16 protein-coding genes and 1 tRNA gene are annotated in these 21,662 nt (G+C 50.5%); 16 read left to right on the top strand and 1 reads right to left on the bottom strand.

Annotation, left to right across the window (positions count from 1 at the left end):
• The first annotated feature begins 4 nt into the window (after positions 1-4).
• From ACI48K_RS10995 to ACI48K_RS10975, 5 genes are all read left to right on the top strand, one after another.
• Positions 5-547: a hypothetical protein gene (locus ACI48K_RS10995; RefSeq protein WP_475027645.1), complete on the top strand. Its 543-nt coding sequence runs from the start codon at positions 5-7 to the stop codon at positions 545-547.
• 88 nt (positions 548-635) lie between these two features.
• Positions 636-1,676 carry a putative ABC transporter permease gene (locus ACI48K_RS10990; RefSeq protein WP_475027644.1) on the top strand — a complete coding sequence of 347 codons (1,041 nt, stop codon included), beginning with the start codon at positions 636-638 and terminating at the stop codon, positions 1,674-1,676.
• A 71-nt stretch (positions 1,677-1,747) separates the two neighbouring features.
• A complete protein-coding gene (locus ACI48K_RS10985) occupies positions 1,748-4,213 on the top strand; it encodes an efflux RND transporter permease subunit (RefSeq protein ID WP_475027643.1) in 2,466 nt (821 codons plus the stop codon).
• A 686-nt stretch (positions 4,214-4,899) separates the two neighbouring features.
• Complete coding sequence (locus ACI48K_RS10980; RefSeq protein ID WP_475027642.1) at positions 4,900-5,853, top strand: L-lactate dehydrogenase; 954 nt, start codon at positions 4,900-4,902, stop codon at positions 5,851-5,853.
• Positions 5,854-5,972: 119 nt separating this feature from the next.
• A complete protein-coding gene (locus ACI48K_RS10975; RefSeq protein ID WP_475027641.1) occupies positions 5,973-6,794 on the top strand; it encodes an alpha/beta fold hydrolase in 822 nt (273 codons plus the stop codon).
• Positions 6,795-6,871: 77 nt separating this feature from the next.
• Here the strand turns inward: ACI48K_RS10975 and ACI48K_RS10970 are convergent.
• Positions 6,872-6,945 (bottom strand) — tRNA-Arg (locus tag ACI48K_RS10970).
• 282 nt (positions 6,946-7,227) lie between these two features.
• On the opposite strand from ACI48K_RS10970, the gene ACI48K_RS10965 reads away from it, so the two are divergent.
• The 11 genes from ACI48K_RS10965 to hemA all read left to right on the top strand — a co-directional run bounded on the left by ACI48K_RS10965 (position 7,228) and on the right by hemA (position 21,457).
• On the top strand, positions 7,228-8,070 hold the full coding sequence (locus tag ACI48K_RS10965; RefSeq protein WP_475027640.1) for a hypothetical protein: 843 nt from the start codon (positions 7,228-7,230) through the stop codon (positions 8,068-8,070).
• Positions 8,071-8,285: 215 nt separating this feature from the next.
• Entirely contained in the window at positions 8,286-9,710 is a 1,425-nt protein-coding gene (gene tig, locus ACI48K_RS10960) for a trigger factor (RefSeq protein ID WP_475027639.1), read from the top strand.
• A 250-nt stretch (positions 9,711-9,960) separates the two neighbouring features.
• Positions 9,961-10,551, top strand: coding sequence for an ATP-dependent Clp endopeptidase proteolytic subunit ClpP (clpP, locus tag ACI48K_RS10955; RefSeq protein WP_475027638.1), 591 nt, complete (start codon positions 9,961-9,963; stop codon positions 10,549-10,551).
• 12 nt (positions 10,552-10,563) lie between these two features.
• A complete protein-coding gene (gene clpX, locus ACI48K_RS10950; RefSeq protein WP_475027637.1) occupies positions 10,564-11,820 on the top strand; it encodes an ATP-dependent protease ATP-binding subunit ClpX in 1,257 nt (418 codons plus the stop codon).
• A gap of 123 nt (positions 11,821-11,943) precedes the next feature.
• Positions 11,944-13,065: a flavodoxin-dependent (E)-4-hydroxy-3-methylbut-2-enyl-diphosphate synthase gene (ispG, locus tag ACI48K_RS10945; protein ID WP_475027636.1), complete on the top strand. Its 1,122-nt coding sequence runs from the start codon at positions 11,944-11,946 to the stop codon at positions 13,063-13,065.
• Positions 13,066-13,517: 452 nt separating this feature from the next.
• Positions 13,518-15,236, top strand: a complete 1,719-nt coding sequence (gene lonB, locus ACI48K_RS10940) for an ATP-dependent protease LonB (RefSeq protein ID WP_475027635.1) — start codon at positions 13,518-13,520, stop codon at positions 15,234-15,236.
• Between the two features lie 139 nt (positions 15,237-15,375).
• Positions 15,376-17,712, top strand: a complete 2,337-nt coding sequence (lon, locus tag ACI48K_RS10935) for an endopeptidase La (RefSeq protein ID WP_475027634.1) — start codon at positions 15,376-15,378, stop codon at positions 17,710-17,712.
• 15 nt (positions 17,713-17,727) lie between these two features.
• The gene (gene yihA, locus ACI48K_RS10930; protein ID WP_475027633.1) at positions 17,728-18,381 is read left to right on the top strand and encodes a ribosome biogenesis GTP-binding protein YihA/YsxC; all 654 of its coding nucleotides are present in this window, start codon (positions 17,728-17,730) and stop codon (positions 18,379-18,381) included.
• A gap of 174 nt (positions 18,382-18,555) precedes the next feature.
• Positions 18,556-19,143, top strand: coding sequence for a non-ribosomal peptide synthetase module (locus ACI48K_RS10925; protein WP_475027632.1), 588 nt, complete (start codon positions 18,556-18,558; stop codon positions 19,141-19,143).
• A gap of 332 nt (positions 19,144-19,475) precedes the next feature.
• Positions 19,476-19,874, top strand: a complete 399-nt coding sequence (gene speD, locus ACI48K_RS10920; protein WP_475027631.1) for an adenosylmethionine decarboxylase — start codon at positions 19,476-19,478, stop codon at positions 19,872-19,874.
• 233 nt (positions 19,875-20,107) lie between these two features.
• On the top strand, positions 20,108-21,457 hold the full coding sequence (gene hemA, locus ACI48K_RS10915; protein ID WP_475027630.1) for a glutamyl-tRNA reductase: 1,350 nt from the start codon (positions 20,108-20,110) through the stop codon (positions 21,455-21,457).
• Positions 21,458-21,662 lie beyond the last annotated feature (205 nt).

Below are 21,662 nucleotides of genomic sequence, written 5' to 3'. Positions count from 1 at the left end.
AGAAATGATCGGGGATCTGTTCGGCGTGGCTTTACAACACCGGATTCGCATTCCTTCCGAATTGGCTCTGGTTGGAAAGTCCATTCTTACCACGGAAGGAATCGTTGCAGAACTTGCTCCCGATTTCAGCGTGTTTGATGTTGCGGAACCGATTGGAAGAAGATTGTATTTGGAGCGGTTGAATCCTTGGAGCTTTCTGAAAAATACGCTGGAGGATCTCCCGGAATATTTGCTGATGGCCGGCGAGCTGCCCGAAACTCTGGGACGCCTGGCAAAGAGACTGGACAAGGGAAAAGTGCAGGTCGAAGTAGATTCGCCGCAGCTTGACCAATTGCTTAAAAAAATGGACCGGATAAGCAATCAGATGTCCTTCAGTATTGTGTTTCTGGCGCTCAGCCTGGTGTTGCTGGGCTTGATTGTCGGCGCATCCCTAAGCGGCGCGCAAACGATTCTCTGGAAGTTGCCCATGCTGGAGATTGGGGCTGTGGTTTCGCTGCTGATGATGATCTGGCTGCTCTATGCTATATTTCGCTCGGGCCGATTTTGATCGGGAGATTGGTTTCGGGGCATGAGAGCCTTATTTCATGCGGAGTTTTTGGGTCTTTTGTGTAAATTGAAAATCTGAGGTGTGCCGAATGAACAAGGAACTTGCCGAAGAAATTTTGTTTTTTTTCATTTATGCCTGGGGTGGCTGGGTCATGGAAACGGTTTTCGCCAGTGTAAGGCAGCGGCGTTTCGTAAATAGAGGATTTTTATTTGGCTGCTTTTGCCCGATATACGGTTTCGGGGCTTTGCTTATTATCCATGTTTCGGATTGGGCAAGAGTCGATGAGCCGTTTGTCCGTGTCCTGTCTCTATTTTGTATTTCCGCCGTGTTGGTTTCGTGGCTGGAGTATCTGGCCGGCCTGATTTTGGATAAGGTGTTTCGGCGAAAATGGTGGGACTATAGCGGGAAACGATTGAATATCGGCGGATATGTTTGTGCGGAATATTCTCTGCTGTGGGGAGTGATTGCCGTCTTGCTGGGAGAATTTCTGCATCCGTCCGTATCGCAGGCGGTTTCATGGATTCCTCCGAAGGTCGTTATGACTGTCGCGTGGCTGGCCGGGTTGTATTTTATTTTGGATGCCGGAATATCCGCAAGCGTGGAATGGGTTCGCCGGCAATCTCCCGCCCGCTCCACATCCGGATACACAGATACACGAGATTATCTGGCTTGCGTTACGGATTTGCTTGCGCATGAATCGGTGCAGCGGATGGATACGTTCTTGCAGCATGGGCAAACAACCTGCTTGGAACATTCCAAATCCGTTTCGTTTCTAAGCTATATATTATGCCGGAAATTGAAGCTTGACTATCGCTCGGCGGCTAGAGGCGCACTGCTTCATGATCTGTTTTTATATGATTGGCATAACACGGCAGGGAGAGGAAAATGGCATGGATTCACCCATCCCCAAATTGCCCTGCGCAATGCGGAGGAGATCTTCCTTCTTAACAGAATCGAGCGGGATATCATCGTTAAGCATATGTGGCCGTTAACTCCGGTTCCACCTCGCTTTGGGGAATCCTGGATCGTATGTCTGGCCGATAAGATGGTAACTTGCCGCGAATTCATAGAAGGGTTGGTGGTAAAACGATTTATGAAAGGAGGTGATCATCCTACGCTTCTTGGTTGATGGAGGAACAGTGCGGAACCACATCGAGTTTTTGGGTCTTTTGTGTAATGATAATGAAATGGAGTGAGAGAATGCATTTGAAAAAGGTTATGTTAGAAGCCGGCAGGCTGATATCCAAACGAGCGGTTCCCTTGCTCGTCATTATTGCTGTGATTACTGCGGGAATGGCTTACGGATTGACCCGAATTGAGGTGAAGACAAGTGTAGATATGCTGCTCTCTCAGGATGATCCGGTTTCGGTTCATAATGCGCGGTTTCAGAAGCAGTTTGGAGGAGAGAGCTTAGTGCTTCTGTTGCGCGGCGATGACAACCTGCTGCTTGACGAAGATGCGCTGCGGGAAATAACCGCATTGCAGAAGGAACTGGCCGCCGCTGATCGGGTATATTCGGTAACCAGTCCGGTTTCCATGGTTGATGTTTTTGCCGGGCAGGCCAAACGGCAAATGACGGAGATGGAGCAGCAGACGGCAGAGCAAGTTCAGAAAGCGATGACTGAGGCAGCCGCCGCCGCAAAAGCAAACGGAGGAGATGAAGCAGCGCAGACCCGGGAGGCGCAAGCCGCGAAGCTGCAAACGGAGCAGGCGATTGCCGCTCAATACGGAGAGCAAATCCGCCAAATGAAAGAGATTGGTGAATTCTCCGCAAACAATCCGGCGTTTGTGCGTTACGCCTTGTTTGACGAGTCCGGCACCCCTCAATCAGCCGTGGCGGCACTGCTGCCTGAAGAGGGAAGAAGCGTGTTGTTTAATATACAATTGGACAGCGGACTTACGCTGCAGCAAATGGCGGACGTCACCGACGAATTGCAGCGTATCATCGCAAATCATCCGATCGAGCATTCCAAGTCCTTATTTTCGGGTATCCCCGCCATTTCCAAGACCATTGAAGATTTTATTTCCAAGGATATTGTAACGATGCTGCTGACGGTCGTTGTTTTGATGGTCATTGTACTGCTGATCGTATTTCCGGTCAGATGGCGCCTTCTCTCGCTTCCGGTTGTCCTGACCGGCATGATCTGGACTTTTGGGCTAATGGGTTACATTGGCATGCCGCTTAGCATTGCAACGATGGCTCTGCTGCCGATCCTGATCGGATTGGGGACCGACTTTGCCCTGCAGTTCCATAACCGATACGAGGAGGAACTCGCCAAAACGGAAGATTCCTCCGAAGCGGTAGTCCATGTTGTAAAACATATGGCTCCGGCGGTTGGCATTGCGGTCATCATTATGGCGGCCGGATTTCTGACGCTGCTGCTGTCGGAAATGCCGATGATCAAGGATTTCGGCCTGATGCTGGCGGTCGGGGTCTGCATTATGTACATGATGAGCTTTTTCTTCTTGCTTCCATTGTTGGTGCTGAGAGACCGCAAGGGGATCCAGCTTCGCAGCGGAAAATCGGGGAATATGGTAGAGCGAGGTCTTGGAGCATTGACGAAAAACGTGGTCCGTCGCCCGAAGCTGATGTTGGTGATTCCCATCATTATCGCCGTCGCCGGCTTCTCCGCAGATCATCGGCTGAATGTAGAAAGCGATATTGAGAAACTAATGCCTCAGGATGCGCCGGCGTTGGTGGAAATGAACGAGATTCGTGAGATTTTGGGCAATACGCTGACCTTGGACTGGGTGGTTGAGGCGGATGACGTAACCCGTCCGGATGTGATTCAGTGGATGGATGCTTTTCAAAAACGCGCTCTTGCGGAAAACCCGGAAATCATCGGCAGTTCGAGCATCATCAGCGCCATGTCGGCTGTCCAGCCCGATGTCGGCGGGGCGGATTCATCCAAGATCGCGAATGCATTAAACCAGATTCCGGTTGAGCTGACCGCCCCGCTGTTGTCGGATGATCGGCGAATGGCGCACATCGCGTTTACTTTGGAGAATATCAGCACACAGGAGCAGGAGAAGCTGATCGACAAGCTGGAACAAAATATGAATCTTCCGGGCGGAGTGAGCGCTAATCCCGTAGGCACTCAGGTGCTCCAGGTAAAAAGTTTGAACGGATTGACGAATAGCCGGCATACGTCGTTGATTACCGGGCTGCTCGCTATTCTGATTGGATTGCTTGTTGTATACAGGAATATAAAGCGGGCGTTCTTTCCGATCCTCCCCATCGTTTTAGTTAATGGATGGTCGACCGCACTGCTGTTCCTGCTCGGCATCGCCATCAATCCATTAACTGCGGTGCTTGGTTCTTTGGTGCTCGGAATCGGAACGGAGTTCACTATTCTATTGATGGAACGCTATTTGGAAGAGAAGGAGAAGGGATTGGCAACCGATGAGGCCATTATTACGGCGATGACTAAAGTGGGGCGCGCCGTTTCAGCCTCCGGCCTCACGGTTGTCGGCGGCTTCAGCGCCCTGTTGTTCACCAATTTCGAGGTTGTGAAGCTGTTTGGGGTGACTACGGTTACAGATACATTGTTATGCCTGCTCAGTACATTAATTGTGTTGCCCGCCATCATTGCGCTTTTGGATAAAAACAAAGAGACGGCCAACGCTTCCGAACATTTGGCTGTGGCCTCCCCGGAAAGGGAATAGCGCGTAGTCCATTACGCGTAGTCCGAAGAGGGTGTCCCAAGAGTCATCTATGATGGCTTTTGGGACACCCTTAAAACTTATCTAACAACATAGCGAAAAAAACGCCTGATCGCTGCCAAATACCTGACCGACTTCGAGGATTTGCGTCAGAACAAATTGTTAACTCTGGTCAACGGCGTCCCCAAACATCGCATCCCTCCGACACTTAAAATAGCGGCATCTTATGGCCTTATTTCCAAGGGAGAGCCCCATTCTGAATGAATAGCGCCGTTATATGGTCTTATTTCTTCAGAATAGTCCCTTTTCCCCTCGGTTTTGGACGTTTTGCCGAAAATAGGACCATTTTGCACCGCTATTTTCAGGAAAATGCGGTTTCCGAGTGAAATAAGGTCATTTTATACCGCTATTCGAGAAATTACCGGTTATCATTGATTCCAGGCAAGAACTTTCATTTTTCCACTTTTGATTCCTTTTCATGTAAGCGAGGGGTTCGAAAAATGAACCAATTTACTTTTGAGGCACCCTCTTTCCGCTTACCTGAAGACGGTATGATGCATATATTGTAGAATAAATTACATACGTCATGTCAGATTACGTTACATATGGATCGTTTATTATTTCGTTTGCGGTTATAATTTAAGGAATAAGATATATGGAACAGCAATGGAACATTGGAGGTTGGTGAGATGGCAAGAAGGTCGAGGAAAGTGACGATTGTCGGATCGGGTTTGGTGGGAGCGGCTTGCGCTTATTCGATGATCAATCAGTCGGTGTGCGATGAAATTATGATGATCGACCGAACATACGACCGTGCGGTGGCGCAGGCTTTGGATCTGTCGCATTGTATGGATTTTACGTCTACCCGGACAAAAGTGGTCGCCGGGCGTCTGGAAGATTGCCGCGACGTCGATGTCGTAGTGATTACGGCGGGGGCCAATCCGACGAAACCCGGGCAGACGCGGCTGGATTTACTCCATGACGCCGAGAAAATCACCCGGGATATCGTTACCCCTATCGTAGAGGGGGGCTTTAACGGCATTTTTGTCGTCGCGGCCAACCCGGTTGATATTGTGACCTATCTTGTTAGGGAAATATCGGGGTTTCCGCGCAACCGGGTGATCGGCACGGGAACATCGATCGATTCGGCTCGGCTTAAAACGCTGCTTTCGGACGTCTTCTCCATCGATCCGCGCAGCGTAAACGGATATGCGCTTGGGGAGCACGGTGAATCGCAGTTTGTCGCCTGGTCGCATGTGACGATCGGAGGCAAACCTCTGCTGCATATTTTGGATCAGCATAAGGAACGTTTTCGCCATGTCAGCTTGGATGAGATCGCCCGTAAAACGAAGGACGCAGGGTGGGAGATCTTTACCCGCAAAGGAAACACGCAGTTTGGCATCGGGAATGCCCTCGCTTATATCGTCCGTTCCATCCTGAACGACGAACACCGGATTATCGCCGTCTCCGCGGTTCTCGAAGGGGAATACGGCCAATCCGGCGTATGCACGGGAGTGCCGGCCATTATTGGCGATGGCGGGATCGAAGAAGTTGTGGAGCTGATTTTGACGGAAGAAGAACAAAGCAAATTCGATATATCCTGCGGCATTCTAAAAAATGCGATGAGCAGTCTGCAGGCTTAAAAACCGAGATAAGATCAACCCCCGCTTATCATGGAAAGCGGGGGTTGACTATTTTATTGAACGGGAACATACATTCGTATTATAATGGATTATAAATTACGAAGGGAAGGTGCCAGACAATGCCGTTTTGCCAGGTTAATAACACAAACCTTTATTATGAAGAAGTAGGGACAGGTACGCCGATATTGATGATTCATGGGTTTACACCGGACCATCGGCTGATGAGCGGCTGTATGGAGCCGGTTTTTCGCGATCGGCCGGGTTGGAGAAGAATCTACCTCGATCTGCCGGGGATGGGACGGACGCAGAATTACGCCGGCATTAACAGCTCGGACGGGATGCTCGAGGCCGTCCTCTCTTTTATAGAAGAGAGGGTTCCCGGGTCCGAAGAATTCCTGGTGGCCGGGGAATCCTACGGGGGGTATCTGGCCCGGGGAATCATCGCGCAGGAGCCGGAGCGGATACGGGGCGCAGCGTTTATTTGCCCGGCGATCTTGCCGGAGAAGAAGGACAGGGCGCTGCCGGGGCGAACGGTTATACATAAAGACGCCGAGTTTTTGTCTACGCTTTCCCGTGAGGAAATCGAAGAATTCAGCTCGATGGGCGTCGTTTTAAATGAAGCGAACTGGAAAAGATATGTCAGCGAAGTGCTGTCCGGCTGCGTTCTTGCCGATGAGCCGTTTTTGGCGCGGATCAAACAAAAGTACGGCTTTTCTTTTCCGGTCGATGAACGCGAGTTTCCGAAACCGTCCCTTTTTCTGTTGGGGAAGCAGGACGCATCCGCCGGATTTAAAGACGCGCTGGCCATCATGGATAAATATCCGCGGGGGACCTTTGCGGTTTTGGACAGGGCCGGACATAATCTCCAGATTGAGCAGCCCGAACTTTTTGATGCACTCGTCAACGAATGGCTGGATCGGGTGGAGGAGTACGGTATATAGGCAAGAAAATACGAAAAATGCCTCAATCTGAATGCGGAGAAATCTCACATCAGATTGAGGCATTTATTATTGAGATACGTCCCAGACACGATTCGAACGCGTGACCGACGGCTTAGAAGGCCGTTGCTCTATCCAGCTGAGCTACTGGGACATGGGAGATAAGAAAAATTCAAGCAAAAAATATGATAACATAGCTGAGGAGGATAGGCAATGTTTTTTTGGATTTTTCTTTTCCGGATATTAGGGTAAGAATTATGTCACATATTCTCGGACGGGAATTTTTGTCTTCCCTCCTGTCTATGCTATAATCTCAGAAGAAATTGCAGTTCGGCAGAGAGGAGGTGCTCTTATCAGCAGTTTTCGACCCGATGAGAAAGACAATATCGTTTTATTTCCCAAAACGCTGGATTATTACCAGATCGAACTGACCCGCATGCTGGAAACGGAGAGATACGGGGAGGCGGTCGATCTCCTGAAATTTTTGCTCCAGTGCCAAGGAGAGGATCCAAGGCATTATGAGGAATGGCAATCCCTGCTGGATTGGCTGACCAGCGCGTTTCCGGGCGCAGGCGGCGGTTACGGCATTCAGGAATATATCGAGTCTCCGGACGACGAAGCTGAAGAGCAGATGGCCCGGCGGCATGTGGAAGCGAAGCTGGCCGAAGACGAGGATTACGCGAATAAGCTGCTTCAGGCGGTTATCGACAAGCCCTTGTCGGAACATACCTTCCTCGCTTTGGAACAGCTGGCGTATCTGGACCGGCCGGAAGTGGACGACACGCTGATCGACTGGCTAAACCGCAAGGAATTGCACCCGCTGCTGCAATTCCGCGTGCTGCAAACGCTGCGGCGGCGCGGAACCCAAGGGACTTTATATCTTTATCGCGGCAGTGAGCAGGTTGAAATTGAAATCGAACTTGTACCGCTTAGAACGGAGGATTTTCCGCAGGCCGTCCAAGCGGTGCTGGAACGAGTGGGAGATCAGGCTCAAGTGCATGACCCGACGCTGTTTTATTTTGCCCAGGAATTATGGTCGCAGTTTGTTATGGCGGTTTACGGCACGCTTGATTACCGATCGATACTCAGCGAAGACGACGACGCTACCGATGTTTGGGCCGCTGCGCTGCATCGGACGGTTGCAGACAGCTTCCCGGGCGGGAAAAGCGAAGAGGAAATCCGTTTATTGTATGGCATCACCGACAGTTTGCGCCTGCGTTTCGAGCAGGCTTACCGTTCGATGCGGCAGTTTGCCGCGACCGGAGCGAACGGCAGATAGAGCGACGGAAGGGAGTTCCGGCGGCGCCTTATGCTAGAAAATGGCGGAGATTCCGGCTTTCGAGGACTCTTGTAAAATGATGTTTTGTTGTTTATAATATAATGGTTATTCTGATCGTGTTCATAAGGACAGCTATACTGGAACTGATAGCTGTTTTATCGCGATTCGGTTTCAGTATTTAAAGTATATGTGAAATTTGGAGGGGAAGGCATAAAATGAAAGCAACTTGGGAAAAAATAGAGAAGAACCTCGGCGTTCTAGAGGTTGAAGTGGACGCGGAGCGCGTATCCGCTGCACTGGATAAAGCTTTTCAAAAAGTGGTAAAGAAAGCTAACGTTCCAGGATTCCGCAAAGGCAAAGTGCCTCGGCCGATTTTTGAAGCGCGTTTTGGCGTAGAAAGCTTGTATCAAGACGCTATCGATATTTTGCTTCCTGAAGTTTATTCGGAAGCTGTTGATCAAACGGATATCTTCCCGGTTGATCGTCCTGAAGTTGACGTAGAGCAATTTGCCAAAGGACAACCTTTCAAGTTCAAAGCTAAAATTACGGTTAAACCGGAAGTGAAGCTTGGCGAATACAAAGGCGTGGAAGTTCCTGCCGTAAACACCGAAATCAGCGAAGAAGAATTGAACCAAGAACTGGAACGTTTGCAACAACGTCACGCTGAACTCGTTGTCATCGACGAAGAAGCGGCTCAAAGCGGCGACACTGTTGTTATCGACTTTGACGGATCCGTAGACGGAGTTCCTTTTGAAGGCGGAAAAGCAGAACGTTATTCCCTGGAGCTTGGAAGCAACACGTTCATCCCTGGTTTTGAGGATCAAGTGGTAGGACTCGCTACCGGCGACTTCAAAGACGTTGTCGTTACTTTCCCCGAAAACTACCAAGCAGTGGAATTGGCCAACAAAGAAGCCGTATTTAAAGTGAAAGTTCATGAAATCAAACGCAAGCAGCTTCCTGAATTGGACGACGAGTTTGCGAAGGATGTCAGTGAATTCGACACTTTGGATGAATACAAAGAAGATCTGAAGAAACAACTTGCGTCCCGTAAAGAACAAGAGGGCAAAGCATCCCGCGAATCCGCGCTCGTTGACAAAATCGGCGAAAGCGTGGAAGTTGAAATTCCGGAAGCCATGATCGACAGTGAAGTTGAAAACATGGTCCGCGATTTCGATAATCGCTTGCGTTCCCAAGGCATGAATCTTGATATGTTCCTGGGCTTCTCCGGTCAAACTGTAGAAGATTTGAGAGGACAAATGCATGGAGATGCCGAAAAACGCGTTCGCAACAACCTGGCGCTTGAGCAAATCGCCAAAGCCGAAAAAATCGAAGTTTCCGAAGACGAAATCAGCCAAGAGCTTACCGATATGGCGAACGCATACAAACGTACGCCTGATGATATCCGCAACATTTTGGCGGCTAACGGTTCTTTGGGCAGCTTGAGAGAGGAAATTCTGATCCGCAAAACGATCGAATTCCTGCTTGAAAACAGCAAAGAAGTTCCAGCGGAACAAACTGATGCGGATGCTCCGAAGGAAGAAAGCAAGCCTGCCAAGAAAACGACGAAAAAAGCGGCTAAAGCGGAACCTAAAGCCGACGAGGATAAAAAAGAAGCCGAAGAAGCACAAGACGAAGAATAATTTTTCAGCCGAGTTTGGCACCCTATAGACATCATGGTTAACTTTAAGGCACGTATACTCCAATGCGTGCCTTAATTTTTCACCTTTTGACGATACATTTATTTCCATTTGGCATGGGACAAGCTGACAGTTATATAATGTGTTAAAGCAAACATAAACTGTACTGTGTGAAAAATGACATGCGCGTTTGAACATGATAGAATGATTTTGTAAGCGTTAGGGAATTTGAAAAGGAAAAGAGGTTGGTCACATGAGTCTGGTACCTATGGTTGTAGAACAAACGAATCGGGGAGAGCGCTCTTACGATATTTATTCAAGACTCCTTAAGGATCGTATTATTTTTCTCAGCAACGCTATTGACGATGAAGTTGCCAATCTCGTGATTGCCCAGCTGTTGTTCTTGGCGGCGGAGGATCCTGAGAAAGATATTCACCTGTACATCAATTCGCCGGGTGGTTCAGTCACCGCGGGGATGGGAATATATGATACGATGCAATTCATCAAACCCGATGTGTCCACGATCTGCGTTGGAATGGCCGCAAGCATGGGGTCGCTTTTGCTGACGGCGGGCGCTCCGGGCAAACGGTTTGCGCTTCCCAACAGCGAAGTGATGATTCATCAACCGCTCGGAGGTGTTCGCGGTCAGGCGACGGATATTAAAATCCATGCCGACTGGATCATCAAAACGAGAGAAAAACTGAACCAGATCTATGTGGATCGGACGGGTCAACCCCTTGAAAAAATCGAACGCGATACAGACCGCGACTTTTTCATGAGCGCGGAAGAGGCAAAGGCCTACGGGATTATCGATCAGGTGATTTCGAAGCCCATAAATTCATAAAGGGGTGTTTACATGTTTAAATTCAACGACGAAAAAGGCCAGTTGAAATGTTCGTTCTGCGGCAAATCGCAGGAGCAGGTACGCAAGCTTGTAGCCGGACCAGGCGTTTATATATGCGACGAATGCATTGAGCTCTGCACGGAAATCGTGGAGGAAGAGCTGGGACACGAAGAAGAGCTGGACCTTAAGGAAATTCCAAAACCGAAAGAAATCCGGGATATCCTGGATCAATACGTCATCGGACAGGAACAAGCGAAGAAATCACTGTCCGTAGCGGTATACAATCACTACAAACGGGTCAACACCCAAAGCAAAATTGAAGACGTAGAGCTGCAGAAGAGCAATATTTTGCTGCTTGGACCTACGGGCTCGGGCAAAACGCTGCTCGCTCAAACCATGGCCAAAATTTTGAATGTGCCGTTTGCGATCGCGGACGCGACTTCTTTGACGGAAGCCGGTTACGTGGGCGAAGACGTGGAAAATATTCTGCTGAAGCTTATTCAAGCCGCCGATTATGATGTGGAAAAAGCGGAACGCGGCATCATTTATATCGATGAAATCGATAAAGTAGCGCGCAAATCGGAGAACCCGTCCATTACCCGTGACGTCTCCGGGGAAGGCGTTCAGCAAGCTTTGCTGAAAATTCTGGAAGGTACGGTCGCTTCCGTGCCGCCTCAAGGCGGACGCAAACATCCGCATCAGGAGTTCATCCAAATCGATACGACGAATATCCTATTCATCTGCGGCGGCGCTTTTGACGGCCTGGAGCAAATGATCAAACGCCGGATCGGTAAAAAAGTGATCGGCTTCAACGCTTCAAACGACGGCCAAAAAGACCTTAAGCCGGGCGAATATTTGTCCTTGGTCTTGCCTGAGGATCTGCTCAAATTCGGTCTGATTCCGGAATTCGTCGGACGTCTGCCGGTGATTTCGACGCTGGAGCCGCTTGACGAAAAAACGCTGGTACGCATTTTGTCCGAGCCGAAAAACGCTTTGGTGAAGCAATACCAAAAGCTGCTTGAACTCGATAATGTATCGCTCGAATTCGAGCCGAAGGCGCTCGAAGCGATTGCCCGCGAAGCGATTAAGCGCAACACCGGAGCCCGCGGACTGCGAGCCATCATTGAAGGCATTATGCTGGATGTGATGTATGAAGTCCCTTCCCGCGAGGATGTAACGGATTGCGTGATTACCGAAAAAGTGGTGCTGGAAAAAACGGCACCTGAGCTGGCGACCAAGAAAAGCAAGAAGCAGGAAGAAAGCGCGTAAGGTTAGCTGCGTCATAAGCCTTGCGAAAAAATAAATGTTGAATTCTCCACTCATACGGCGGTGCGCTTTTACAGGTAATTGCCGCAGGGGTGGAGATTTGACGTTATGGGAGAGACTAAGGAAATGACATTCTTGAGACAAGATACGCGGCCGGTCAAAGTCGGCAATCTGACGATCGGCGGCAGCAACGAAGTCATCATCCAAAGTATGTGTACGACCAAAACGGCGGATGTCGCCGCGACGGTAGCCGAAATTCTGCGTCTGGAAGAGGCGGGCTGCCAACTCGTGCGCGTCACGGTGAACAACGAGGAAGCGGCTGCGGCGATCAAGGAAATCAAGAAGCAGATTCATATTCCGCTCGTGGCCGATATTCATTTTAATTACAAGCTGGCCTTGCTGGCGATTGAAAACGGCATCGACAAAGTGCGTATCAATCCTGGCAATATCGGCCGCCGCGAAAAGGTGGAAGCGGTGGTCAACGCCTGCAAGGAGCGGGGTATTCCGATCCGAATCGGCGTTAACGCCGGTTCGCTGGAAAGCCATTTGCTGGAGAAATACGGCTATCCGACGCCTGAGGCGATGGTGGAAAGCGCGCTGTATCACATTGGCATTCTGGAAGAATTGGATTTCCACGATATCATCGTGTCTTTGAAGGCCTCCGATGTTCCGATGGCGATCGCAGCCTATACGAAAGCGGCCGAAGTCATTCCATATCCGCTTCATTTGGGGATCACGGAAGCCGGCACCTTGTTCTCCGGCACCGTCAAAAGTGCTGCGGGTATCGGGGCCCTTTTGTCGATGGGCATTGGCTCAACGCTGCGCATTTCGCTGAGCGCCGACCCCGTGGAGGAAGTGAAGGTTGCCCGTGAGCTGCTGAAGACGTTCGGTCTGATCACGAACGCGGCAACGCTCGTTTCCTGCCCGACTTGCGGCCGTCTGGATATTGATCTGTTCTCGATCGCCAATGAAGTCGAGGATTATATTTCGGGGCTGAAGGTTCCGATCAAAGTATCCGTCCTCGGCTGTGCGGTTAACGGTCCGGGCGAAGCCCGCGAAGCGGATATCGGCATCGCCGGCGCTCGCGGCGAAGGCTTGCTGTTCCGTTACGGAGAGATGATCCGTAAAGTGCCGGAGGCCGAGCTCCTTACCGAGCTGAAGAAGGAAATCGATCATATCGTCGAGGTGTATGAAGCTACCGGCGAAATTCCGGGCCGCAAAGAACACCATCCTCACGTAAAATCATAACGTAGCTTGTGAAACTGTAAATCTGCACTTATATAATCAGGCCGCACTGCTGACGTGCGGTCTGTTTTTTTGTTTTCTGATTACCCTGAACTTTGGGAAGTTGTATAAAGTGCAACATTATCTTAAAAGGGGAAGCGAGTTCGCACCCAATATTGCACAATATGCAACAATTTAAAGGGAATTTGAGGATTTTTCTTTTTTCACCTCAATTTTGTTGTATTTAATACAACATTTCTGAATCTAGGCTTCATTGTGCCAAGAAATATTGCTTAAAGTACAACATTCGTAAGGAATCCATGAGGGTACTTCCGTATTTCACCGGCTTTTCAGCTTGCTCAGATACGATTGCATAAAGCGGCATTTTTCAAACTCTCTTTCGCAAACCGCGTTTTATGATGGAGCGAAAAGGCTATACTACCAAGTATCAGTCAAAGAGTGGGAGGCTTCGTGATATGGAACTCAATGTCATCTTGATGTCTGTGCAAATGTTCTTTGCGGTTGTGATTGGGCTTTATTTCTGGAATCAGCTGCGCAGCCAAAAAGGAAGCCGCGTTGCGGTCGACCGGGAGTCGCGCAAAGAGATGGAGAAACTGCGCAAGCTGCGGGCCGTCTCACTGACGAAACCGCTGGCGGAGCGCACGCGTCCGGCTTCAATGAACGATATCGTCGGGCAAAAGGACGGGCTGCGCGCGTTAAAAGCGGCGCTATGCAGCGCAAATCCGCAGCACGTGATCATTTACGGACCGCCGGGAGTAGGTAAAACGGCGGCGGCCCGGGTTGTGATGGAGGAAGCTAAGAAGAATCCGGTGTCGCCTTTTAAAGCTGATGCCAAATTTTTGGAAATCGACGCGACGATCGCCAGATTTGATGAACGCGGCATCGCCGACCCGCTGATCGGTTCGGTGCACGACCCGATTTATCAAGGCGCCGGAGCCATGGGGGTCGCGGGGATTCCGCAGCCGAAACCGGGGGCTGTGACGAAGGCGCATGGCGGGATTTTGTTCATCGACGAAATCGGCGAGCTGCACTCCATCCAAATGAACAAGCTGCTTAAAGTGCTGGAGGATCGCAAAGTATTTCTGGAGAGCGCCTATTACAACTCTGAGGATACGAATACTCCGGCGCATATTCACGATATTTTCCAAAACGGACTGCCGGCCGATTTTCGCCTGGTTGGCGCGACGACCCGTACGCCGCAGGAAATACCGGCTGCGCTTCGTTCGCGCTGCATGGAGATCTATTTCCGTTCCTTGCTTCCCGAGGAAATTGCCCAAATTGCCGAGGATGCCGTGAAACGGATCGGTTTTCAGCCTTGTCCCGAAGCGGTGGATGTCATCAAAAAATATGCCACTAACGGCCGTGAGGCCGTCAATATGGTTCAGCTTGCCGCGGGATTGGCTTTAACGGAAAAACGAGATAGTTTGCTGGCTTCGGACCTGGAATGGGTGGCGACCAGCAGCCAAATTCCGCCGCGGCCGGACCGCAAGATCCCCGAACGCTCGGAGGTTGGCGTGGTCAACGGGCTTGCGGTGTATGGCGCTAACATGGGAACCTTGCTCGAAATTGAAGCAACGGCGGTGCCGGCCGAAAAAGGGAAAGGCTCCTATAACATCACCGGTGTAGTGGATGAAGAGGAAATCGGCGGGGGCAGCCGTACGCTTCGCCGGAAGAGCATGGCCAAAGGCTCGGTGGAAAACGTACTGACCGTACTCCAGCGCCTCGGCCTGAGTCCGTCCAAGTTCGATATTCACGTGAACTTTCCCGGCGGAACGCCGATCGACGGACCCTCCGCCGGGCTGGCGATGGCGACCGCGATCGCTTCGGCAATCAAGCGCGTGCCGGTAAACCACCAAATTGCGATGACCGGCGAACTGGGGATTTACGGCAAAGTGAAGCCGGTCGGCGGTGTCGTGGCCAAGGTTGAGGCCGCGTTCCAAGCCGGGGCGACGACGGTGCTGATTCCGAAGGACAACTGGCAGTCCCTATTCGAGGGTCTGGAAGGTCTGCGAGTGATTCCGGTCGAATCGGTCACGGAAGTATTCCGCCATGTATTTGGCCCGGAAGTGGAGAAAAGTTTCGGCCTTCCGGCCGGCTCGGAATTATTCGCTCCGCCGCCCGCGCCAACTCCTTTTCTGCACGCGGAGTCCGAGGCGCAAGGCGGCGCCATGTAATATAAAATCCCCGCTTCAGCGCTAAAGAAATATCCGGGGCGGCTGCCTACTAAGGCAGCCGCTCTTCGTTGGTGTTTTTATGTAACATTTGTTAAAATAGCAATGATATCTAACGAGAACGTTTGGAGGTGCAAAACGATTGGGACCCCATAAATCAAAAGGCCGGCGTTTTCCTTTGCTTCCTTTGCGCGGGCTTCTCGTCTATCCGAGCATGGTGCTTCACCTGGACGTTGGACGGGATAAATCCGTAAAGGCACTGGAAAAAGCAATGGTTGAAGATAATTTGATTCTCCTCTGTTCTCAATCCGAAGTGAACATTGAAGAACCGACGCAAGAAGATATTTTTCGTATCGGTACTGTTGCGAAAGTTCGGCAAATGCTGAAGCTGCCAAACGGAACGATCCGGGTATTGGTGGAAGGCATGGAGCGCGCCGAAATTATCGAATATTTGGATAACGACGAGTATTACGAAGTCATGGCGAAGGAACGTCCGGAGGAGGAATCGGCCGATCCGGAAGTCGATGCGCTGATGCGCACCGTTCTTACCCAATTCGAACATTATATCAACTTGTCCAAGAAGGTAACCCCCGAGACGCTCGCGGCGGTCTCCGACATCGAAGAAGCGGGACGCCTCGCGGATGTTATCACCAGCCACCTGTCGCTGAAAATCAAGGATAAGCAGGAAATCCTGGAGACCATCGATGTTCGGAAACGGCTTGAAAAGCTGCTCGACATCCTCAACAACGAGCGCGAAGTACTGGAATTGGAGCGCAAGATCAATCAGCGCGTCAAGAAGCAAATGGAAAAGACCCAGAAGGAATATTATCTGCGCGAGCAAATGAAAGCCATTCAGAAAGAGCTTGGCGAAAAAGAAGGCCGGGCGGGCGAAGTCGAGGAACTGCGCGAGCAGCTCCAAGAGAAGAAGCTCCCGGAGAAGGTTCACGAGAAGGTCGAGAAGGAAATCGACCGTTTGGAGAAAATGCCTGCCAGCTCCGCTGAAGGCGGTGTCATACGTAATTATGTGGATTGGCTGCTCAGCCTCCCTTGGAATAACAAAACGGAAGATGACCTGGATTTGGCCAAAGCCGAACAGGTGCTGAACGAAGACCATTACGGTCTGGAAAAACCGAAGGAACGCGTACTTGAATATTTGGCGGTGCAAAAGCTGGTGAAAAAGCTCAAGGGGCCGATTCTCTGCCTCGTTGGACCTCCAGGAGTCGGGAAAACCTCCCTTGCCCGTTCAATCGCCCGTTCTCTGGGTAGGGAATTTGTGCGCATGTCCTTGGGCGGCGTGCGGGATGAGGCGGAAATCCGCGGTCACCGCCGGACGTATGTCGGTGCGATGCCGGGCCGCATCATTCAGGGGATGAAAAACGCGGGTACGCTCAATCCGGTGTTCCTGCTCGACGAAATCGACAAGATGGCCTCGGATTTCCGCGGCGATCCCTCATCGGCACTCCTTGAAGTGCTTGATCCAGAGCAAAACAATACATTCAGCGATCATTTTATCGAAACGCCGTTCGATTTGTCGAACGTGATGTTTATAACGACCGCCAATGCGGTTCATAACATTCCGCGCCCGCTGCTCGACCGGATGGAGCTGCTGTTTATCCCCGGGTATACGGAACTCGAGAAGCTGCAGATCGCGGAACGCTATTTGCTTCCCAAACAAAAACGCGAGCATGGCCTTAAGCCGGAGCAGCTGCAAACCGGCGAAGCCGGATTGCTGCGGACGATTCGCGAGTACACGCGGGAATCCGGGGTCCGGAATCTGGAGCAGCAGATTGCGGCTTTGTGCCGGAAGGCAGCTAAGAAAATCGTATCCGAAGACACGGAGCAGGTGATCATTACGCCTGAAGAAATCAAGGATTATCTTGGCATTCCGAAATATCATTACGGTGTAGCCGAATTGGAGGACCAAATCGGCGCCGTAACGGGACTCGCCTGGACGGAGGTTGGCGGCGAGACGCTGATGATCGAAGTGACGGTCGTGCCCGGAACCGGCAAACTGACCTTAACCGGTAAGCTGGGCGACGTTATGAAGGAATCGGCGCAGGCCGCTTTCAGCTACACCCGCTCCAAAGCGGCCGAGCTGGGAATCCCGCTGGATTTTCACGAGAAAAACGATATCCACATCCATATTCCCGAAGGCGCAATCCCGAAAGACGGACCGTCGGCGGGTATTACGATCGCCACCGCGCTCATCTCGGCCCTGACGAACCGTCATGTATCCAAGGACGTGGCCATGACTGGCGAAATCACGCTGCGCGGACGCGTGCTGCCGATTGGCGGGCTGAAGGAAAAATCGCTTGCCGCCCACCGGGCCGGGTACCGCAAAATCCTGCTTCCGAAAGACAACGAACGCGATCTCCGCGATATTCCCGACAGCGTGAAGGAAGACGTCGTTTTCGTGCCGGTATCCCACATGGACCAAGTTCTCGAGCACGCGCTCGTGGAGCGGCCTGAAGTGCATTAGAGAGGAATAGAAACGATGAAAGTAACGAAGGCGGAATTTGTGATTAGTGCCGTAGGCCCGAATCAATATCCTGACGACGCCTTGCCGGAGATTGCTCTGGCAGGGCGTTCCAACGTAGGGAAGTCATCACTGATCAACCGGATGATTAACCGCAAAAATCTGGCGCGGACAAGCTCCACGCCGGGCAAAACCCAGCACCTGAACTATTACCGGATCAACGACCGGCTGTATTTCGTCGATTTCCCCGGTTACGGCTACGCTAAAGTATCGAAGTCGCAGCGGGAAGTATGGGGCAAAATGATCGAGAAATATTTGCTGGAAAGGGACACGCTGAAACTTGTCCTGCTGATCGTCGATCTTCGCCATCCTCCTTCCAAAGACGATGAACTCATGTACGACTGGTTGAAGCATTACGAGCTGCCGGTGTGCGTGGTCGGAACCAAAGCGGACAAGATCCCGAAATCGCGCTGGCAGAAACATGTCAAAATCATCAAGGATGCTTTGGTGATGCGTGCGGGAGATGAATTCATCTTATTTTCTTCCGAAGCCGGCATCGGGCGCGACGAATTGTGGAGCCGAATTACACGGCAGGCTCAAATCGAAACCGAAGAAGCCGCTGTAAATGAACATGGAAATTTGGATAAATCGGCGGATGAAGAAGGGATTTAGAGAAGTTTCAGCAGGAAAGTGAGCATGATGAGGGATTTCTTAAGCTAAAAACGGCTTAATCCGTTTTTTTCTGAAAAATGGCGGGAATTCTCCTTTTAATCGCTGAGCAAAGGTTTTGAAGAGTAGTGTATAATTATTATTAAAGGATTGTTATAACGAATTGAGGAGATTTTTATGGCTCAGCGGTTAGCCACAGAGTATGTTAATGCCAGTATGCGTTTGTCGGAAGTTCAGATGTCGCAGTTTATTCACAAAGTGTATGATCCTCATGTTCGCCAACGGGTGAAAGTGCTCGAAAACGGCGGTCAGGTGGTGGTGCTGGAGGATGACGGCGGTGAGGAAGTGCATCTGCCTTTTGACCGGATTGACGGTTATTACGTCTGTGAATTGTCTTTCCGCTTGGAACAACCCCATTTGACGAATGTAATGAGGCTTTTGTTCTCCGCCTTCAAAGGCTCGGGCATGGTAACGAGAATATATAACGGATTCATGATGATGTATTATTATCAAGAAGGCCGTGTCCGCAAAATCGTGGAGTTTTCTCGCGATTCCTACAAACTGGTGTTTGAATACAAGGATACCGTCAGCGAGCTGCAGCAGATCTACCGCAGCAACGAAGCGGAAAGGGAAATCGAAACGATCCACACCAAGATCAATCGCTTGCTCGATCAACGACTTAAGGCGAGCGCGAACGAAACGGTTAGCGAGATAGATGACGAGCTTCGCGGATGCACGCATCGGTTGTTTGTGCTTGAAGCGTGATTGCACGATGAAACATAGCCCTCCGGTATAAGGAAATCACCTTGGATCGGCGGGCTTTTTTGTGCAAAAAACACGAAGTTTTCTATGAAAAAAATGAGCAATTTCCTCACGAAATACGGGGGGTGCGAATAATATTTAGGTGGAACCCAAAATAGTATTGCATTTGTCCCGGATAGATGTTATTTTTAATCTCGTTGAAAAGAATATAGGAACCAGGATTCACTCATGACAGAGATGTTGCGAGAGATTTTTCCCTCGGGAAGTGAATGACGTAGGTCCTAGCGGATGAAATTTTTTCAAACATTTTATTCCTAGGAAGGGGGAGCCGGAAGATGGATAGTTCAACTTTCGGAAGACACGTTGCTGTTGATGCTTGGGGAGTCGATTTGGAGGTTTTGAACAACACGGAGCTTTTGACGGCTCATCTGGTGGAAGCCGCCGATTATTCGGGAGCTACCGTCCTGTCCGTTCAGTCCAAACAGTTCGAGCCGCAAGGAGCCACAGTGCTTGTGCTGCTGTCGGAGAGCCATCTCTCGATTCACACGTATCCTGAGAGAGGTTTTGCTGCAATTGATTGCTATACTTGCGGTGAGTCGGTAGACCCGCAAATGGCGATCGATTACCTGGTATCCGTGTTACAACCGGAAAAAGTATTTGCCAAGAAGCTGATTCGCGGCATCGGCGAGATTGAAGTGATTACGCCGGATATCAATAAACCTGAGTTTGTATAAACCAATACTTGTTGGTCGTCTTTGTTTATAGATTTTTACAAAATGGGCAGAATAGGATAACCATGGAGAATTTCCATGGTTATTTGTTTTTTATGACGTCTGGATTTCATAAATAATTCATAAAAAACTCATCGGAATCGCAAGGGAAATGCGTTCCGCTGTGATATACTTAACATAGTTTGTTTGCAGTTAATGCTTAGTTGTGACTTTAATTCAAGGCAGGTGAACTTGCAATGCACATCGTCGTGGTTGGGCTAAACTATCGAACGGCGCCTGTGGAAGTGAGAGAACGTTTCTCCTTCGCGGAACAAGATATGCCGCAAGCGCTGCAGGAGCTGAAACGCACCAAGAGTGTATTGGAAGGCGTTATCGTGGCAACCTGCAATCGTACGGAAATTTACGTGGTTGTGGATCGGCTGCACATGTGCGGCTATTTTATTCGCAGTTTTATGGAGCAATGGTTTGGGGTTCCCCGTGAGGAATTTACCCAACATATATATATGTATGAAGATGAGCGGGCCGTCGATCATTTATTCCGGGTGGCTTGCGGTCTCGATTCGATGGTGCTTGGCGAGACGCAGATTTTGGGTCAGGTGCGCAGCGCGTTCCTTCTGTCACAAACGGAAAAGGCGACCGGTACCTGGTTCAATATGCTGTTCAAACAGGCTGTTACCCTGGGCAAGCGTGCCCATTCCGAAACGGCCATCGGCGAAAGCGCGGTTTCGGTCAGTTATGCCGCCGTGGAAATGGGCAAGCGGATTTTCGGCAGCTTTAGCGGAAAACGCGTGCTTATTTTGGGCGCCGGCAAAATGAGCGAACTGACGGCCAAGCATCTTTGCGGGGGCGGAGCGGAAGAAGTGCTTGTCGCCAATCGCACCTATGCCCGCGCTCAAGAGCTGGCGGCTAAATTCAACGGCACGGCCTGTACCATGCAGGAAGCGCTTCAGAAGCTGGAAGACGTGGATATTCTGATCAGCTCGACCGGAGCCGAAGGATATGTGATTACATCGGCACAAGTGGCGCGCAGCATGAAAAACCGTCCGAATCGCCCTTTATTTATGATCGATATTGCGGTTCCCCGCGACATCGAGCCGGCGATCGGCGAACTGGATAACGTGTTTCTGTACGACATTGATGATTTGGAGGGCATCGTCGAGAACAATTTGGAGCTGCGCCGAGCGGAAGCGGGGAAGATCGAAACGATGATCGAAGAGGAAATCGCAGTTTTTTCAGGCTGGCTGCAAACGCTAGGTGTAAGACCGGTCATTCAGGCTTTGCAGGAAAAAGCCGTGTCGATTCACGAAACCACGCTGGACAGTATGTTTAACAAGCTTCCCGAGCTAGACGAACGCCAGCGCAAGGTGATTCGGCGATTAACCAAGAGCATCCTGAACCAAATGATGCACGATCCGATTAATCGAATCAAGGAAATGGCCGCAGGCCAGAATGGGCCGGACGCGCTGAATCTGTTTACGAAAATTTTTGCCCTCGAAGAGTTTTTGGATGATGAGGCAAAAGCGCCACCTCTCGACAACATAGCCGAGCTTTCGGAGAATATGCGGGAAGCTTTGGTTAACTATTAAAATAGAAATTTCGTTGGCAGGTATGCCCGGAATCTGCCGCTTAATCCCTCGGATTACATTCACTAGTAACCCGAAGAACAAGCGGATGGATGAAGGGCTTATTGTTTTTCCGCTTATCTTTTGTCGGGTATGCTATGATCAATAGGGAAAGTTGCGCATATATAGTCAGTTTAAAGTTTGTCTTGTAGAGGCGCCCGTGTGAAAA

The organism is Paenibacillus terrisolis, from assembly GCF_056171975.1.
Note: the sequence above shows the minus strand (reverse complement) of the source record. Positions and strands in the feature narration are given on the sequence as shown.

Excerpts from the sequence above, each read along its gene's own strand:
- clpP (WP_475027638.1), top strand. The coding sequence starts at position 9,961 with ATGAGTCTGGTACCTATGGTTGTAGAACAAACGAATCGGGGAGAGCGC.
- hemA (WP_475027630.1), top strand. The coding sequence starts at position 20,108 with ATGCACATCGTCGTGGTTGGGCTAAACTATCGAACGGCGCCTGTGGAA.
- speD (WP_475027631.1), top strand. The coding sequence starts at position 19,476 with ATGGATAGTTCAACTTTCGGAAGACACGTTGCTGTTGATGCTTGGGGA.
- ACI48K_RS10990 (WP_475027644.1), top strand. The coding sequence starts at position 636 with ATGAACAAGGAACTTGCCGAAGAAATTTTGTTTTTTTTCATTTATGCC.
- ACI48K_RS10965 (WP_475027640.1), top strand. The coding sequence starts at position 7,228 with ATGCTGGAAACGGAGAGATACGGGGAGGCGGTCGATCTCCTGAAATTT.
- ACI48K_RS10975 (WP_475027641.1), top strand. The coding sequence starts at position 5,973 with ATGCCGTTTTGCCAGGTTAATAACACAAACCTTTATTATGAAGAAGTA.
- ispG (WP_475027636.1), top strand. The coding sequence starts at position 11,944 with ATGACATTCTTGAGACAAGATACGCGGCCGGTCAAAGTCGGCAATCTG.
- tig (WP_475027639.1), top strand. The coding sequence starts at position 8,286 with ATGAAAGCAACTTGGGAAAAAATAGAGAAGAACCTCGGCGTTCTAGAG.
- clpX (WP_475027637.1), top strand. The coding sequence starts at position 10,564 with ATGTTTAAATTCAACGACGAAAAAGGCCAGTTGAAATGTTCGTTCTGC.
- ACI48K_RS10980 (WP_475027642.1), top strand. The coding sequence starts at position 4,900 with ATGGCAAGAAGGTCGAGGAAAGTGACGATTGTCGGATCGGGTTTGGTG.
- yihA (WP_475027633.1), top strand. The coding sequence starts at position 17,728 with ATGAAAGTAACGAAGGCGGAATTTGTGATTAGTGCCGTAGGCCCGAAT.
- ACI48K_RS10995 (WP_475027645.1), top strand. The coding sequence starts at position 5 with ATGATCGGGGATCTGTTCGGCGTGGCTTTACAACACCGGATTCGCATT.
- lonB (WP_475027635.1), top strand. The coding sequence starts at position 13,518 with ATGGAACTCAATGTCATCTTGATGTCTGTGCAAATGTTCTTTGCGGTT.
- ACI48K_RS10985 (WP_475027643.1), top strand. The coding sequence starts at position 1,748 with ATGCATTTGAAAAAGGTTATGTTAGAAGCCGGCAGGCTGATATCCAAA.
- ACI48K_RS10925 (WP_475027632.1), top strand. The coding sequence starts at position 18,556 with ATGGCTCAGCGGTTAGCCACAGAGTATGTTAATGCCAGTATGCGTTTG.